Origin of the sequence: Clostridium sp. FP1 (assembly GCF_011065975.2) — a bacterium.
GTDB classification, from domain to species: domain Bacteria; phylum Bacillota; class Clostridia; order Clostridiales; family Clostridiaceae; genus Clostridium_AD; species Clostridium_AD tagluense.
The window spans coordinates 178,388-193,837 of sequence record NZ_JAAMNJ020000001.1 but is presented as its reverse complement, the minus strand read 5'-3'; the positions used below and the strand labels follow the sequence as shown (position 1 = coordinate 193,837).

Annotated in this window: 16 protein-coding genes; 4 read left to right on the top strand and 12 right to left on the bottom strand. The window is 28.9% G+C overall.

All coding sequences use genetic code 11. From position 1 onward, the window contains the following. Positions 1–19: 19 nt before the first annotated feature. From G9F70_RS00925 to arcC, 5 genes are all read right to left on the bottom strand, one after another. Positions 20–1,933 carry an EAL domain-containing protein gene (locus G9F70_RS00925; protein WP_164947244.1) on the bottom strand — a complete coding sequence of 638 codons (1,914 nt, stop codon included), beginning with the start codon at positions 1,931–1,933 and terminating at the stop codon, positions 20–22. Between the two features lie 455 nt (positions 1,934–2,388). Next, positions 2,389–2,595, bottom strand: a complete 207-nt coding sequence (locus G9F70_RS00920) for a hypothetical protein (RefSeq protein ID WP_164947243.1) — start codon at positions 2,593–2,595, stop codon at positions 2,389–2,391. A gap of 229 nt (positions 2,596–2,824) precedes the next feature. Then, positions 2,825–3,826 (bottom strand): ornithine carbamoyltransferase, encoded by a 1,002-nt coding sequence (gene argF, locus G9F70_RS00915; RefSeq protein WP_202882660.1) that lies wholly within the window; start codon positions 3,824–3,826, stop codon positions 2,825–2,827. 38 nt (positions 3,827–3,864) lie between these two features. Further along, positions 3,865–5,073, bottom strand: coding sequence for an arginine deiminase (gene arcA, locus G9F70_RS00910; protein WP_164947241.1), 1,209 nt, complete (start codon positions 5,071–5,073; stop codon positions 3,865–3,867). Positions 5,074–5,101: 28 nt separating this feature from the next. Further along, the gene (arcC, locus tag G9F70_RS00905) at positions 5,102–6,046 is read right to left on the bottom strand and encodes a carbamate kinase (protein ID WP_164947240.1); all 945 of its coding nucleotides are present in this window, start codon (positions 6,044–6,046) and stop codon (positions 5,102–5,104) included. Between the two features lie 618 nt (positions 6,047–6,664). On the opposite strand from arcC, the gene G9F70_RS00900 reads away from it, so the two are divergent. Continuing rightward, positions 6,665–6,850, top strand: coding sequence for a hypothetical protein (locus tag G9F70_RS00900; RefSeq protein WP_164947239.1), 186 nt, complete (start codon positions 6,665–6,667; stop codon positions 6,848–6,850). 68 nt (positions 6,851–6,918) lie between these two features. Here the strand turns inward: G9F70_RS00900 and G9F70_RS00895 are convergent, their stop codons facing one another. After that, positions 6,919–7,509 (bottom strand): DUF1836 domain-containing protein, encoded by a 591-nt coding sequence (locus G9F70_RS00895; protein ID WP_164947238.1) that lies wholly within the window; start codon positions 7,507–7,509, stop codon positions 6,919–6,921. 320 nt (positions 7,510–7,829) lie between these two features. Here G9F70_RS00895 and G9F70_RS00890 point away from each other — a divergent pair, with 320 nt between their 5' ends. Beyond that, entirely contained in the window at positions 7,830–8,474 is a 645-nt protein-coding gene (locus tag G9F70_RS00890; protein WP_164947237.1) for a PspA/IM30 family protein, read from the top strand. A 279-nt stretch (positions 8,475–8,753) separates the two neighbouring features. Here the strand turns inward: G9F70_RS00890 and fsa are convergent, their stop codons facing one another. After that, complete coding sequence (gene fsa / locus G9F70_RS00885) at positions 8,754–9,398, bottom strand: fructose-6-phosphate aldolase (protein WP_164947236.1); 645 nt, start codon at positions 9,396–9,398, stop codon at positions 8,754–8,756. 670 nt (positions 9,399–10,068) lie between these two features. Between fsa and G9F70_RS00880 the strand changes: the two genes are divergently transcribed. Further along, positions 10,069–10,314 carry an AbrB/MazE/SpoVT family DNA-binding domain-containing protein gene (locus G9F70_RS00880; RefSeq protein ID WP_164947235.1) on the top strand — a complete coding sequence of 82 codons (246 nt, stop codon included), beginning with the start codon at positions 10,069–10,071 and terminating at the stop codon, positions 10,312–10,314. Between the two features lie 148 nt (positions 10,315–10,462). Here the strand turns inward: G9F70_RS00880 and G9F70_RS00875 are convergent, their stop codons facing one another. The 3 genes from G9F70_RS00875 to G9F70_RS00865 form a co-directional block, all read right to left on the bottom strand. Continuing rightward, positions 10,463–11,563, bottom strand: coding sequence for an NlpC/P60 family protein (locus G9F70_RS00875; protein ID WP_164947234.1), 1,101 nt, complete (start codon positions 11,561–11,563; stop codon positions 10,463–10,465). 196 nt (positions 11,564–11,759) lie between these two features. Next, entirely contained in the window at positions 11,760–12,602 is an 843-nt protein-coding gene (rsmI, locus tag G9F70_RS00870; RefSeq protein ID WP_124996823.1) for a 16S rRNA (cytidine(1402)-2'-O)-methyltransferase, read from the bottom strand. A 29-nt stretch (positions 12,603–12,631) separates the two neighbouring features. Beyond that, a complete protein-coding gene (locus tag G9F70_RS00865) occupies positions 12,632–13,375 on the bottom strand; it encodes a tRNA1(Val) (adenine(37)-N6)-methyltransferase (RefSeq protein WP_164947233.1) in 744 nt (247 codons plus the stop codon). A 197-nt stretch (positions 13,376–13,572) separates the two neighbouring features. On the opposite strand from G9F70_RS00865, the gene G9F70_RS00860 reads away from it, so the two are divergent. Then, positions 13,573–14,229 (top strand): PIN domain-containing protein, encoded by a 657-nt coding sequence (locus G9F70_RS00860; protein ID WP_124996819.1) that lies wholly within the window; start codon positions 13,573–13,575, stop codon positions 14,227–14,229. A 71-nt stretch (positions 14,230–14,300) separates the two neighbouring features. On the opposite strand, the gene G9F70_RS00855 is transcribed toward G9F70_RS00860, so the two are convergent. Both G9F70_RS00855 and G9F70_RS00850 read right to left on the bottom strand, forming a co-directional pair. After that, on the bottom strand, positions 14,301–14,942 hold the full coding sequence (locus tag G9F70_RS00855; protein WP_164947232.1) for a LysM peptidoglycan-binding domain-containing protein: 642 nt from the start codon (positions 14,940–14,942) through the stop codon (positions 14,301–14,303). A gap of 225 nt (positions 14,943–15,167) precedes the next feature. Next, the gene (locus G9F70_RS00850) at positions 15,168–15,419 is read right to left on the bottom strand and encodes a YkuS family protein (RefSeq protein ID WP_124996815.1); all 252 of its coding nucleotides are present in this window, start codon (positions 15,417–15,419) and stop codon (positions 15,168–15,170) included. Positions 15,420–15,450: the final 31 nt, after the last annotated feature.

Genomic DNA, 15,450 nt, shown 5'->3' with positions numbered 1-15,450 from the left:
AAGAAATGTCCTTAAAACCCTAAAATCCTTTTTCCCAAATTTCATAATCTGCATGATCCATAAGCATAGCAGAAGAAAAATATGTTCCTTGTCCGTATTCAATACCTAGCTCTATTAACTTTTTCTTTTCTTCTAAAGTTCGTATTCCCTCAGCTATAATTTTCATATCGGTTTTTATAGCCATTTTAACCATATGTTCTACCATTAATGCTTTTATTTCATCTTTATGAACATCTCTAACAATTTGTTGGGAGATTTTTATAAAATTCGGTTTCATCTTTATTAATTCTACCATATTAGAGTTTCCTTCTCCAAAATTTTCCATAGCTAATTTGAATTTTAGCTCATGAGCAAAATTACGCCAGAATGCACTTCTTGGTATTCGTTGTGTAATTTCTAAAACCAAGTTCGTCCCTTGTAATTTGTTTATGACTTTTTTGATAGTATGCCTGGTTGTATCCGATTGAAGTTTAAAAAATAATCCGTCTTCAATAAATGGCCTAAGTCTATTTAGATAATTGCACAATTTATCACAAGCCAGCAATGTAAGCTTTTCCAAGTCCCCAGTAAGCCTAGCCTTTTCAAACATTTCATCTGGGAAAAATTCTAATCTTGAATCTCTGACTAATATTTCTAATGATTTAACCTTCCCACTTTTTAGATTTATAATAGGCTCTACAGTAAGTTCTATAGATTTGTTTTTTATTATACCTGAAATATGATAAGCCTTTTGATCAATCTTATAGATTGATTCCTTATCTAAATACTGACTTATTGAAGTTTCGTCTAAAAACCATTGAATGCTACTACATGATGATAGACTAGGATTATATAAATCTATAAGTTCATGTTTTAAAACAGCTCTTAAGTTATACATTGTATATATCATCGCTGCCATTCTTTTATTTTCATCCTTGGTTTTACGGATGAAGTTAAGTCCTGCAGAAACTCCAGCTAAATAAAAAGATGGCTCATATAGTTTATTTCTAGAATCCGAAAGCAAATAATCTATGCCATGTCTTAATTCCGGTATTATATCCCTTAATATACTAGCTCCATCACCATCAGGTATATCAACGTACTTTACATTTTTTGTTAATTCTTCACATAAACTAATCCAAAATTTTCTTTGCTTATTATTATCAAATTTTAAATAGTCCATTAGTGAATGTAATTCTAAATACCTTGTATCATAAAAAATGTTACTATGAGTTTGATAACTTCCAAAATCGATAATAGATGGCTTCTTCACCGAAACAATTATATTTCCTCCATGGAAATCTCCATGTATACAGGAATGTAAATATTTTATCTCACTCCCTTCCCAAACCTCTTCATCTGTAAAGAATCTATAGGGATTGGGAAAAAATTTATCAGCTCCATCAATAACTAACCATTTTTTATCTTCATCAATCATTAAGGTCTCAAAAGCCCTTATAAGTTTTTCATCCATAAATCTATAGCCTAGGGAGGTTTTCATTATATCAATGGGAGATTTAATTTCTGATGTATGCGGTTTATTCCAAGTATATAGAAATTTAGCTACTTGTTCTGAAGTTTGTTTAACTAATGCTAGTTCATTTTCCAAAGAATATTTTAGGGTTTTAATTCCTAATACGTTATCTCCCCCAAGTTCATATAGCACTCCAAATCTTTTTAAATTATTTTTGCATTGTATTTCCACTTCATCAATAATTTTAGGTATATATCCTTCAACTGCATTCTCTTTTGATTGTAAAAATGCTTTATTATGTAATCCACTTTCATTCATTTCTTGAATCTTTAAAACTCCGAGTTTGCGAGATTCACCAAATTCCACAGTATATACCGCTGCACCAGATTCTCCATCATTTAATTCATTTATTATTTCTATAGGTTGATTTTCTTCTTTAAAGTTTTCTAAAACCATTATCTTCTCTTGCTGGCTTAGCATATTTTACCCCCTGTATCAGTTATTGTGATTACATTATTATTTATAATATAGATAAACATACATTTCTCCAGACTTACTAATTTCCACATGCTAATATTATAAAATTATAAACCATTTCTAGTGAATTTAACAATGTATAAACTATTAACTTCTATAAAATTTATGGTTTTCACTAATTATAGGTTAATTCACACCTATATTTATAGATAATCTTTTTTGGGTATGCAAAACATAATCTTCTTAATTTGATTATACTACAAATATATTATATTGCTATAAATACAAAAAATCACACAAGTTTATAATTTATAACTCTTGTATGATTTTAAATTTCTCCTGATAAAGCTATGTTTAAATCATCACCTAGGGTGTTTCAATATTAACAACTTCAGAAGGAGATTTAGCCTCTCACTTATAGAAGGCGGCTTTTCTTCTGAAATGTCGTTAAACTTTAGTTAACTAAATAACTTTCTTGTGCAATAGTACTTATCTTCTCTTTTTTCTAAGTCAAACTCATTTATAGATGTAATTCTATCATGCTGCTCTACATGGAGCACATATCCCTCCTCATTTTTATTTATAAAATAAACTTTTGTATAATTCATAATCTCTACTTTATCCCCAAAAATATCATAAATTAATAGTGGTATCTTACTTAGCATATATATCTACCCCTTTTATATTTAATAACTATAAATTAATAAATATTACGGTATGCAAATATTTATGCTTAAAATTTTGATATCTTTGATTTATTCTTTTATATTTTATTAAAATATAGGATATAAAAAACATGGATTAACAAAGAAAAAAAACTTTCGAAATAAATTCGAAAGCTTTTTTTAATAAAATGTATCATCTAATCAAATCATTACCTACTATGATAATATATTAATTTCCTAATGTTGCCACCATAACTGCTTTTATAGTATGCATTCTATTTTCAGCTTCATCAAACACTATTGAAGCTTCACTTTCAAATACTTCATCTGTAACTTCAACACCATTCATTCCAAATTTTTCAAATACTTCTCTACCAACTCCAGTTTTTAAATCATGATATGCTGGCAGACAGTGCATAAATTTAGTATCTTTATTGCCAGTTAACTTCATCATTTCTTTATTAACTTGATATGGTTTTAATATACTAATCCTTTGCTGCCAAACTTCATCTGCTTCTCCCATGGATACCCAAACGTCAGTGTATATAACATCTGCATCTTTTACTCCCTGCGCTACGTCACCCGTAATAGTGATTTTTGCTCCTGTACCACTGGCTACTTCTCTACATTTATTAACTAATGCATCTTCAGGAAATAATGAATTTGGAGCAACTATTCTAAAGTCCATACCCATCTTGGCAGCTCCTATCATAAGGGCATTTGCCATATTATTTCTTCCATCACCAGCATAAACAAATTTGATTTCATTTAATGGTTTAGAAAAATGTTCTTGAATAGTTAAAAAGTCAGCAAGAATTTGAGTAGGGTGATCTTCAGTAGTTAATCCATTCCAAACTGGCACTCCTGCATATTTCGCTAGTTCTTCAACTACTTCTTGGCCATATCCTCTATATTCTATCCCATCATACATTCTTCCAAGAACTCTCGCTGTATCTGCTACGGATTCCTTTTTACCAATTTGAGTGCCTGTAGGTCCAAGGTAAGTTACATGTGCTCCTTGGTCTAGTGCTCCTACTTCAAAAGCACACCTTGTTCTTGTTGAGCTCTTTTCAAATATTAATGCAATGTTTTTACCTTTTAATGTTTGCTGTTCTGTACCTGCATATTTAGCTCTTTTTAAATCTCTAGCTAAATCAAGAAAATAATTAATCTCTTTTGGTGAAAAATCCATAAGTGTTAAAAAATTTCTATTTCTTAAGTTAAACATAATAAATTCCCCTCTCTTATCAATACTAAATTTTTTTATAGTTATATTAAATCTTCTCTATAGAATGGCATAGACATACATCTAGGACCACCTCTACCTCTTGATAGCTCACTAGAAGGTATTTGAAATACCTTTATGTTGTTTTTATCTAAAATCTCATTAGTAACATAATTTCTCTCATAAGTTATTACGGTACCAGGAGATATAGCTAGTGTATTTGATCCATCATTCCATTGTTCTCTTCCTGATATAACCTTATCCCCGCCACCACAGCGTATCAAAGTAATATCTTTTTTTAAATGATTAGAAAGTATCTTTTCCAAACTACCTTCTTCTTCTCTAAATATTAATTCCTTATTCTTATGATCATAAGTTATTGCTGTTACCTTTAAAGTACCTTCTATTCCTGGATGAACAGTAAATTTATCATAATCGATCATTGTAAATACAGTATCTAGATGCATGAACGCCCTAGTTTTAGGGATATCAAAAATTAAAATTGTTTTAAAAGACTCACCCTTTTCAAATATATTCTTAGCCATACTTATAACCGCTTCTTTATCTGTTCTTTCACTATGTCCGATGGCAATAACATCTTTTGATAAAATTAATTCATCGCCACCTTCAATATTATATACCTCATTTCTATCATACCACAACGGAATACCTGAATCCTTCAGCTCTGGATGATATTTAAAAATATATTTTCCAAACACTGTCTCACGTCTTCTAGTTTTAGTTTTCATAGAATTTAAGCTTATTCCATTTCCAATACATGCAAATGGATCTCTTGTAAAATATAAGTTAGGCATCGGATCCATTATAAATGGATACTCATCATAATGTTCTTTAATCTCAATTTCTTTTTTTCTTATTCCTGACATGACCTTATCTATCATTCCCTTTTCTGACAATGAATATAAATAATCCTTTAGTGATGTTATGATTCTAGTCTCGTTTATACCACATTCATCTATAACTTCGTCTAGAAATAATTCCTTAATTTTGGGATCTTTTACTGCTTCTACTACTAAATTTTCAAGATATAAGGTTTCAACACCATTTTGTTGCAATATCTTAGCAAAATTATCATGTTCTTCCCTTGCTACCTTTAGGAATGGAATATCATCAAATAAAAGTCTTTCTAGATACTCTGGTATAAGATTTTCAATTTCTTCCCCTGGTCTATGTATAAGAACAGTCTTTAAATTTCCTATTTCTGAATAAATATTGATTTTTCTCTTATCCATCCTCTTTTGAGCCTCCTATTTGAAATAATTAGTATACAATTTTTGTTCCTGATAAGCCTTTTAATGCTTCTTTAGCTTTTGACAATGATGCTATAATAGCTGTTTTATCTTTATTATTCATTATGAATTTTTTACAAGCCTCCACTTTGGGTAGCATACTCCCTGGAGCAAATTGACCCTGCGTAATATAGTTATTAAGCTCTTCAATATTAATTTGTTTAAGTTCCTTTTGATCCGGCTTATTATAATTTACGCAAACTCTATCTACTCCTGTTAATATTAAAAGCACATCTGCATCTAGTATTTCTGCAAGTTTCTCAGCAGCAAAATCCTTATCTATAACCGCTGCAACTCCTTTAACCATTCCGCCTTCACGAATAACAGGTATTCCACCACCACCACATGATATAACCACATTTCCCATATCAACTAATTCTTTTATTAAATCTTTTTCTATAACATCAATAGGCTTTGGAGATGCAACCACTCTTCTATAACCTCTTCCTGCATCTTCTTTCATTATATAACCATGTTCTATTTCTAACTTTTCAGCTTCCTCTTTTGTATAAAAAGAACCTATTGGTTTAGTTGGATTTTTAAAACCTTGATCATCTTTATCAACTACTACTTGAGTTACTATAGTTCCTACCGTCTTATCTATGCTTCTATTTCTTAATTCTTCACCTATAGCATTTTGAAGATGATATCCTATATATCCTTGTGAAAAGGAACCACATACATCAAATGGAAACAATACATTTCCATCATCGAACTTTTGCGCAGCTTCTACTGCTGCAACAATTTGGCCCACTTGAGGCCCATTTCCATGGACTATTGATATTCTGTGTCCATCTTCTATAAGATCCACTATTGATTTAGCTGTTTCCTTGCAAGTTTTAAGCTGTGCCTCTGGACTTTTGTCTTTAGGATCTGATTGAAGTGCATTTCCGCCTAATGCTAATACTATTTTCATCACTAAACCCCCAAAATATTTTTAATTTTTACAATAATTTTATATTATCCATATTTTTATACTATCCTCTTATACAATCCTTGTCAACCACTACGATTTCTTTTTACTTGCATAAGTATTCTGCCCATTTCTCATTTAATTATTAAATCATTACCTGGGATGCTAAAATATTAACCATTTCAGAAGTAGCTTCAGACTCTCTCTGGACTTTTCTATTCGTTATAGCATGTATCACCTTTTTATTCCTCTGGCTGAGATAACAATTCTCAATTGTTATCTGAACACTTATAAAAATGAGAGACTTTCCTTCTAAAATGTGGTTAATAGGATTTACAAACTTATTAAATATAAAAAAACTGGCATCTTACTTGTATAAATATATATATTTAGTGAATAAATTTTATAAAATTTATTTTATATTTTTACATTTTATTTGACATAATAATATTTAACGCATATAATAACAGTAATATATACCCCCAGTGGGTACAAGGAGGATAAGATATGAATATTTCTTTTGATGAGGTTACTAAAAATGCTTTAAACAAACAGCTTTTACAAAAGGGGAAATCTTCAGTTAGATTACTTATAAAAGGCTTTGGTTGAGGAGGCCCAATATTGGGTGTTACTCTGGACGAGCAACAAGAAGACGATATTTTAGAATCAGTAAACGGAATAAACTTTATAGTAGACAATGAATCTTCATTTGTTTTTGAAGATACAAAAATCATGTACGCTAAAAGCATATTTGGAGAATCCTTTAAAATAACAACTGCGGATACTTCAAATAACTCTTGTAAATAATAATTACCTATAAAAAAATAAAAGACCTATATTTTATAGGATCTTTTATTTTTTTAATATTTTACTTTTTAAGATTCATAATCTCCTACAATTTTTTGAACTAATTTTTTTATAGCACTTGCTTGCGATACTAAGTTCATTACAATCAAAAAAACTGATATTCTTTCCTCGTCACTTTCTTTTAAATCTAGTGAATCAATTATTTTTTCTAATTTTTCTTTATCACAAAACTGCTTTTCAGAAAAATCATCAAAACTTTCCTTTTGCATATCTGAAAAGAATTTATAAGCGTTTTCCCATGAAATAATATCATCATCTCTATCATTAATTTCATTAAAAGCCAACCTAAAAACTTTTTTAATCTCTTCTGCTGTAAGTATTGGTCTCATATGGCTAAGCAATACTAACTGCGCAAGATGTAATTTTGTATAGCCTCTTTTTTTACTATCTTCGGGTTTTGATATAACTTCGCTTTTTATATAATTCTGTACTATATTATTAGTGTAATTGTCATCCTCAAATTTATCATTTAAATAATCAATAACTTGAGATAAAAATAAGTCATATTGAGGTAATTCCTCATATGGAATTATACTATTTTCTGATATTGATTTTGCTAATAAATTTATACTTTCCAGGGTAAATTTAGCTTTCTCCAAGTTTTATCACCTTCCCAAAATTAATATCTTAAATAAAATATGCTTTTTAGTCTGTCAAATATAAACATAATTATATTTTTATTATAAGGTAAATATAAACCCATTACAAGTCATTTTCTATATGCTATTTTTTTTGCATTTTCTTTAATCCTATGAATATAAATTACTTTATATTTTTATATAAAAGTGTATTTATAAAATATAGTATATATATAGAAATATATTACCATAATAGTATTAATGAAATTTATATATATAAGCTATTAATTTTATTAAGTATTTTTCATCTTATATAGAAGGGTACCATTAAGGAGGCTGCTATGACAATACTTAGTAGACTATTTTATCTTATAAAATCTAAAATAAGCAGTATTTTAGATGAATTAGAGAACCCCTTAGAACTGCTAGATCAAAAAATAAGAGATATGGAATTCATTTTAAATGATGCTAGGATTTCATCTGCTAAAATTTTAGGTAATATACATGAAATTGAAAGAAGGCTCGAAAGCTTATCTAAAGAATCTGATGAATATATTGTAACAATTAAACTTGCATTAAATAAAGGTAATGAAGAACTGGCTAAAAAAATCCTTGAGAAAAAATTAGATAATGATAAATATTTTAATTCATTAAACACAAGTTATAATCATGCAACTTCAAAAGGTGAAGCTTTAAAACTACAACTAAGGCAACTACAGCAAAATATATATGATATAAAAATATACAAAAATGAAGCATTCGCAAGATACAATGCAGCTGAAGCTCATAAAAAAATAAATGAAATCATTGGTAATACATCAATTAAAAATAATTCTTTGTGCATTTCAAATATTGAAGCGAGTATACAAAAAAAAGAATGCTTTATATCCGCGTTGACAGAACTCGATTTTGATAATGAATTGTATAATGAAATAACAAGTCTTACCAATCTAGATTTAAACTTAGAACTAAAAAAATACATGTGATTTAACTCACAGTTAATATTGCATATATATAAATTCTAAATATTACAATTAAATTATCCACAGTTTTTAACATTTAATCAACAGAAGCTGTGGACAACTTAATTTATATTTAAATCACTATTTATAGGCTTTTACATATTAAAAGTAATTCCGACAAGTTTATTATCCACATTGATCATTATAGGCTGTGCATAACTTGTTAATTCTTGTGTGGAATAAACAGTACCATATTACTTATAAGCCTTCAATTTTCATTTTTTTCTGCTATTTCTTTTTCTATTATTTTAATGAATTATTGTAGTCCGCTAAAAATTTCGCTATGCCCTTATCAGTAAGAGGGTGTTTAATCATATCCATTATTAGGTTGTACGGAATTGTAGCTATATTAGCCCCAACTTTTGCACAGTCTAAAATATGTATAGGATTTCTAATGCTAGCAGCTATAATTTCTGTATTTATATTATACATTTTAAAAATTTGAGCTATATCTGAAATTACTTGTGAACTAGATGTTCCTATATCATCTAATCTTCCCATAAAAGGGCTTACATAGTTTGCACCTGCTTTTGAAGCAAGTAATGCTTGTTGAGGTGAAAATATTAAAGTAACATTTGTTTTTATATTTTCTTTTGAAAGGATATTAACAGCTTTCAGACCTTCCTCGCACATAGGTATTTTAACAACTACGTTTTTATGAAGCTTTGAAAGTTCCCTTCCCTCTTCCACCATCTTACCGGCGGTCATATCTATAACCTCTGCACTTATTGGTCCATCAACAATAGCACATATCTCTTCTATTACTTCTTTTATGTCTCTCCCTTCTTTTGCTATCAAAGAAGGATTTGTGGTTACTCCATCTATTATCCCTAATTCTGCAGCTTTTTTAATTTCGTTTACATTTGCAGTATCAATAAAAATTTTCATATTATTCTCTCCTTCGTTTTAAAAATATTTACTTAATAACTATATCACTTTGTTTAAATCAACACATTAAAATTAGCAAATATTTCTTATCGCAATATGACTTTTATCTCTTTCTTCATTAGTTTAATTTTTAGAGTATTGCGTTTACAATAAATTTTCTTTTTTTTTACAATCTATTAGTTTAAAATAATTTTCTTCTTTATTTTTAATGTCTATTTTATAATTATTTCCACTAATGTTAAAATAGTTAAACTTCTTGATAGTTTACATATTATTTTTATTTTTATAATTAATAGATTATTAGATAACCAATTATTAGTGCGACCCTTCGACATATATTAATATATATATCCATAAAATTACTATTTTACTTTTCACATATTCCTATATTGTAAAACCGTCTTTTCATTGAGTTTTATGATTTTATTAGGTATTTTTAGTTCTATTTATTGATTTTAAAGACCTACCAAGTATAGTAAAATTTTGTATTTTTTTTAAAAAATATATTGACATTTGTATTATATGGTAGTATATTAACTTTAGATGGAATTAAATATTAATTTTGTAATATTAACTAAATTAATCAAGTTAAATTTTGACTTTATACGTCATATTTATTAATATTTCAATATTAAGATGTCGGAAATTGTTATCCTAAGGAGGAATTATTATGAAATCAACAGGTGTTGTAAGAAGAGTAGATGAACTTGGAAGAATTGTTATCCCAATAGAACTTAGAAGGACTCTAGATATTGCTGAAAAGGATGCTTTAGAAATTTATGTTGACGGAGAGCTAATTATTCTAAAAAAATATCAACCAGCTTGTATTTTCTGTGGTGATGCCAGAGATGTAGTTAACTACAGAGGCAAAAACATCTGCAAACCTTGCCTAGATCAACTTAAACAAGAAAAATAGATTAAATAATTAAGTAAAAAGAATCCTATAAATTATAGGATTCTTTTTACTTAATTATTTAATAAATACATATATAGCTATCCATGGAAAAAAATAATTTTCTTCCCACAAAAAACAGACTATTTAAATAGCCTGTCCAATTTTAAACTTATTTAACTCTTCTTGCAGTAAGGTAATCGCCTCTCGTTAATGCTGATATTTTAATAACATCTCCGGTACGCGGTGCATGAATATATGAATTATTACCTACATACATTCCCACATGATGTGGATCCGAACTTGTACCAAAGAAAATTAAATCTCCAGCTTGTAAATTTTCTCTAGCAACATATGATCCTTCAGTTATCTGTGTAAAGGTAGTCCTACTTAAGGAAACACCAAAATGACCATATACATATTGCATAAAACCAGAACAATCAAAGTTTTCAGGACCTGCAGCACCCCAAACATATTCTGTTCCTAAAAAATTACTTGCATAAGCAACTACAGAATCAGTGCTAAGTGATGAAGCTCCTCTAGATGGAGTGTACTTAGGTACTTTAGCTATTCTTGCTTGTATTTGCTCCATAGTAACATTTACAGTTGCTTCTGCATCACCTATTTTGCCAGCATATAATTTTTTTTGCTTATCAGCTTCTGTAATTAATATTTCTTGTTCTTCTCTTTTCACCTTAATGTTAGCTATTTTATTTTCATTATCAGTTTTCAAAAGCACTAATTTAGTCTTTTCAGTTTCAAGTGTTAACTTTTTATTTTCAATTTTACTCTTTTTGCCTGTTAATTCTCCGATAATTTTATTATCATATTCAACAATTTTTTTAATGTTATCAACTCTTGAAATAAGATCTTCTATTCCCTCTGAGTCCAATAAAATTTCTACATAGCTATCCACACCATTTATATACATGCTTCGCATTCTCTTATTAAATAAGTCTTCCTCTTCTTTAATACTTTCCTCTGCAACTTGTATATCTTTTGTGGTTTTTTCTATTTGCTGCTCCGTTTCGCCTATTTTAGCTTTTGCTTTATTTACTTCTGCATAAATTTTTTCTATGTTTGCATCCATTTTTTCAATAGATGCTTCTATGGCATCAACCTTACTTTGAGCTTGCTTATATGCGCTCTTTTGCTCCTCAAGCTGAGTCTTTTGATTTTTAAGCTTGTCTGATAACGGGTCTGCAAATATTGGCATACTTATTGTAGTAACAAGTCCAAGTGTTACTATCAATGATATCATCCTTCTACGCAATGTAATTCCCCCTATATGTATATATATATTCATATTATTTAAACATTTTTAAATCAACAATTTTATTATAACACTACTTTAAACCAACCTCAATGAAAAACATAAATTGAAATGTAAACTTTTTGACACCTCTTTAAATTTCAACGTGTATTCTCAATAAAATTGTAAAAAGCGTTTTGTTTCTTATTTTTGTATATTAAATGTTCAATGAATGCTTGTATATTTCAGATTTAGCCATACCTCTATCTTTTGCAACCTTTTTCATAGCATCTTTTTTATCCGTTCCTGCCTTCATATATTTTTCTATATGTTCCTCTATAGTTAGTGTATCCCATTTTGATCTTTCATCTTTATCTATATCTTCCTGACTCTTTCCTTCAATTACTAATACATATTCGCCTCTTGGAGCTTTCTCTTTATAGTATACTATAGCCTGTTCTAACGTCAGTCTAATTATTTCTTCATACAATTTTGTAAGTTCTCTACACATCGATATTTTTCTATTACCAATATTTTCATATAAAAATTCTAATGTGCTTAAAAGTCTATGAGGAGCCTCGTAAAAAATTAAAGTTTCGCTCCTGTTTAATAAGTCATCAATAATAGGCTTTCTTTCTTTATTCTCTCTAGGTAAAAATCCTCTAAATATAAATTTTGTAGTATCAAGTCCTGAATATACAAGCGCAGTAGTAATTGCTGTAGCTCCAGGTAATACTTCAAATTTTATATTCTGCTCTATGCACTTTTGAACTATTACACTTCCAGGGTCTGATATCCCCGGTGTACCAGCGTCACTAATTATAGCTATATTTTTACCCTCTTTAATCTGATCAATTAAATTTCCACTTTTACCTTGTTCATTATGTTGATGATAACTTATAAGCGTTTTTTTTATATTAAAATGATTTAATAGCTTTAAACTTTGCCTTGTATCCTCTGCTGCTATTATATCTACATTTTGTAGCACTTCTAATGCTCTTAGTGTAATATCCTTTAGATTTCCTATAGGAGTTGGAACTAAGTATAATTTTCCTACCATTCTTACCACCCTTTACTTTGATATTTGCATTAAATTGTATCCGAATTGTACATATCAATAATTTCCTGAGTATACCCACCATCTTCACTGTGAACATAAAGAGGCGTCTCCCATTTTAAAAAGGTTCCCCCATCTCTTTGCCCCTCTATAAGTACAATGTTTGGTGCCTTATTCACACTAGGATGAACCATTCTTATACGTTTAGGCTCAATTCTATGCTTCCTCATAGTACATAGAATATCAACTAATCTATCAGGTCTGTGTACCATATACACCCTTCCGCTATCCCTTAGTAGAATTCTAATTGCAATAATTACGTCTTCTAATGTGCAACAAATCTCATGTCTTGCTATGGCATTTTTATCATTTAAATTTATCAAACCTGAATTTTGAAGTTTATATGGTGGATTAACCGTAACAATATCTACTTTAGGAATGCTTTTAATAAGTGCTATATCCTTTAAGTCTCCACATATAAATTTCATTTTATCTTCCAATTTATTGAGTTTTATGGAACGATTCGCCATTTCAACAAATTCTTCTTGAAGTTCTACACCAATTAAATCACTTGCATAGGTTTTACCTGCTAATATGAAAGGAATTATCCCTGTGCCACTGCATAAATCAACAACTTTGGCATTTTTTCTTACTTTAGCAAAATTAGCAAGTAATACTGCATCCACACCAAACCTAAAATCGTCTTTTTTTTGAATAACTTGAATACCCTTTAAATTAAGATCATCCAAAGTTTCATCATTTCTTAAAAACTCCATTATGCATCTCCTCTCTATAAAATTTATGTTAACTATGTAAATAGCATTAAAAGAAGTATACCTCAATTTTTATTGCTAAATCAAGGGGCTACCATTTATAAAATAATAAATCATTATTCATAGTTTATAAAACTACTATTAGTAAGCATTGCTGAATATACATTAATTATAGAATAATTGATTTTGATGAGGTTAAAATGGAATTAATATTATACCCTTTTAAAAATATAGTTTTCAATAAAAATTCTGTACTATTAGATGCCTCTTTCGTGCTTAGCTTGATATACGATGATGATATTAAACATAGTGATTGTCTATCATGCTTAAAACAACTTTCTGAAGGAAGCTCCCAATTTTACACTACCAGTATCATATCTGCCGAAGTTTTAAATCAAATACTTTACAAATTATTCATTAGTGACATTGAATCTAAAATAAATAATACTAGCCCCTATAACTCAATTGACAACATTAGGTCTATAACAGGTAGCTTTAGCCGCCATGACACAAAAATATTAAAGCAAAGGAAAGAAGATAGGCTTATTCATATTCCATATAAAAGGTATTTTGATAATATTTCCAAAAATTCTATGAGAAGAAACCTATTGAATATCTATTACAATAAGTCCGTAGAAATAATTTCCGAACTAGAAAAAATTATAAATATAAAATACCTTAACATTTCTGAAGAATGTATATCCCTAGTTAAAATTTTCATGTGCGAAAACTTATTGTCTGTAAATGATGCCTTCCACCTAGCTACTGCGGAGTACAACAATATAGATTTTCTACTAACTTTGGACGGTGATTTTCTCTTTGCTGAAAGCAGTAAAATGAAAATCCTTAAGATTTAAACCATTTAGATTAATTAAGCTAAAAAAGAAGCGTATTTTAATTTTCTCAAAATACGCTTCTTTTTTAGTTATTATTTGGGAATATAAATATGTGTTCCTTCTTTAATTTTATTCTCATTTGTAATTTTATTTGTTTGTTTTATCATCTCTATAGCCTGTTTTACAGCATAAGAAGGCATGTTATTTTTAGCAATTGAACTTAAGGTATCTTGCTTTTTAATAATGTATTCCTTAGTATTAACATCTGAATCTACAGCCTTTGCTGTTGCTCTTGCTTTTTCATAAGGAATTACTATCTTCTGCCCCTCTGAAATCTTATAAGATTCATCTATACTATTTCTATTTTTAATAAATTCAACAATTTTGCTCTTATCCTGACTGGGCATATATGTTTTTGCTATACTGAATACTGTATCATCTTTTTTAACAGTATAAATTCCAACATTACTTTTGTCATTTATATAAGCAGCGTCCATTTCATTAGTACTTTTCCCCTCAGTATTCTCAATTCCCTGCTCTGTTTTCGTAGCGCCTAGGTTACTTTCTTCATTTTCATTTTTTAATACTTCATTATTTTTTTGAACTATGCTATCATCCTTTGTTTTTACATTAGTAGCAGTTTCTCGTCCTCCAATAAATCTTAAAGCAAAAAATACTCCTAAGATTACTACAACAATAGTAGATACAGTAATTATTCCTTTTTTCATTCTCATATTTATAACCCCTTTCATATCTATTAGTAAATTATTTACATTTAAATTATTGACATAATTTAAAAATCTCATACATAAAATATATTTTTGTTTAAATTAATCTTATTAAAATACATTTAAAGTATCCTTGCCAAACAAAAAGAGGTTGTTAACTTTAATATAAGTTAACAACCTCTATATTCCCTATTTTGTAAATTTTAGTAGTAGTCGGCGGTTGACTATCTACTACTTAGCTTCTATTCTCTGCATAACTTCCTTGGCTGTCATTCCAGTTGCATCAATAATTGGAGTGCTTGAGATAGTATCCTCTATTCCCATAATATTTTGATTTTCACCTGTAACAACAATTGCATCATATTTATTTAAAAAATTGCCTGCATTTTTCTTTCTGTTATCGAACTCTTTCACTGTATATCCTTCTTTGCATAAGTAATCACTAATTATGCCCAACCCATTTTGTACTGCCACTTTCTTCATACTTCATACCTCCCTTCAAAATTATTATCTC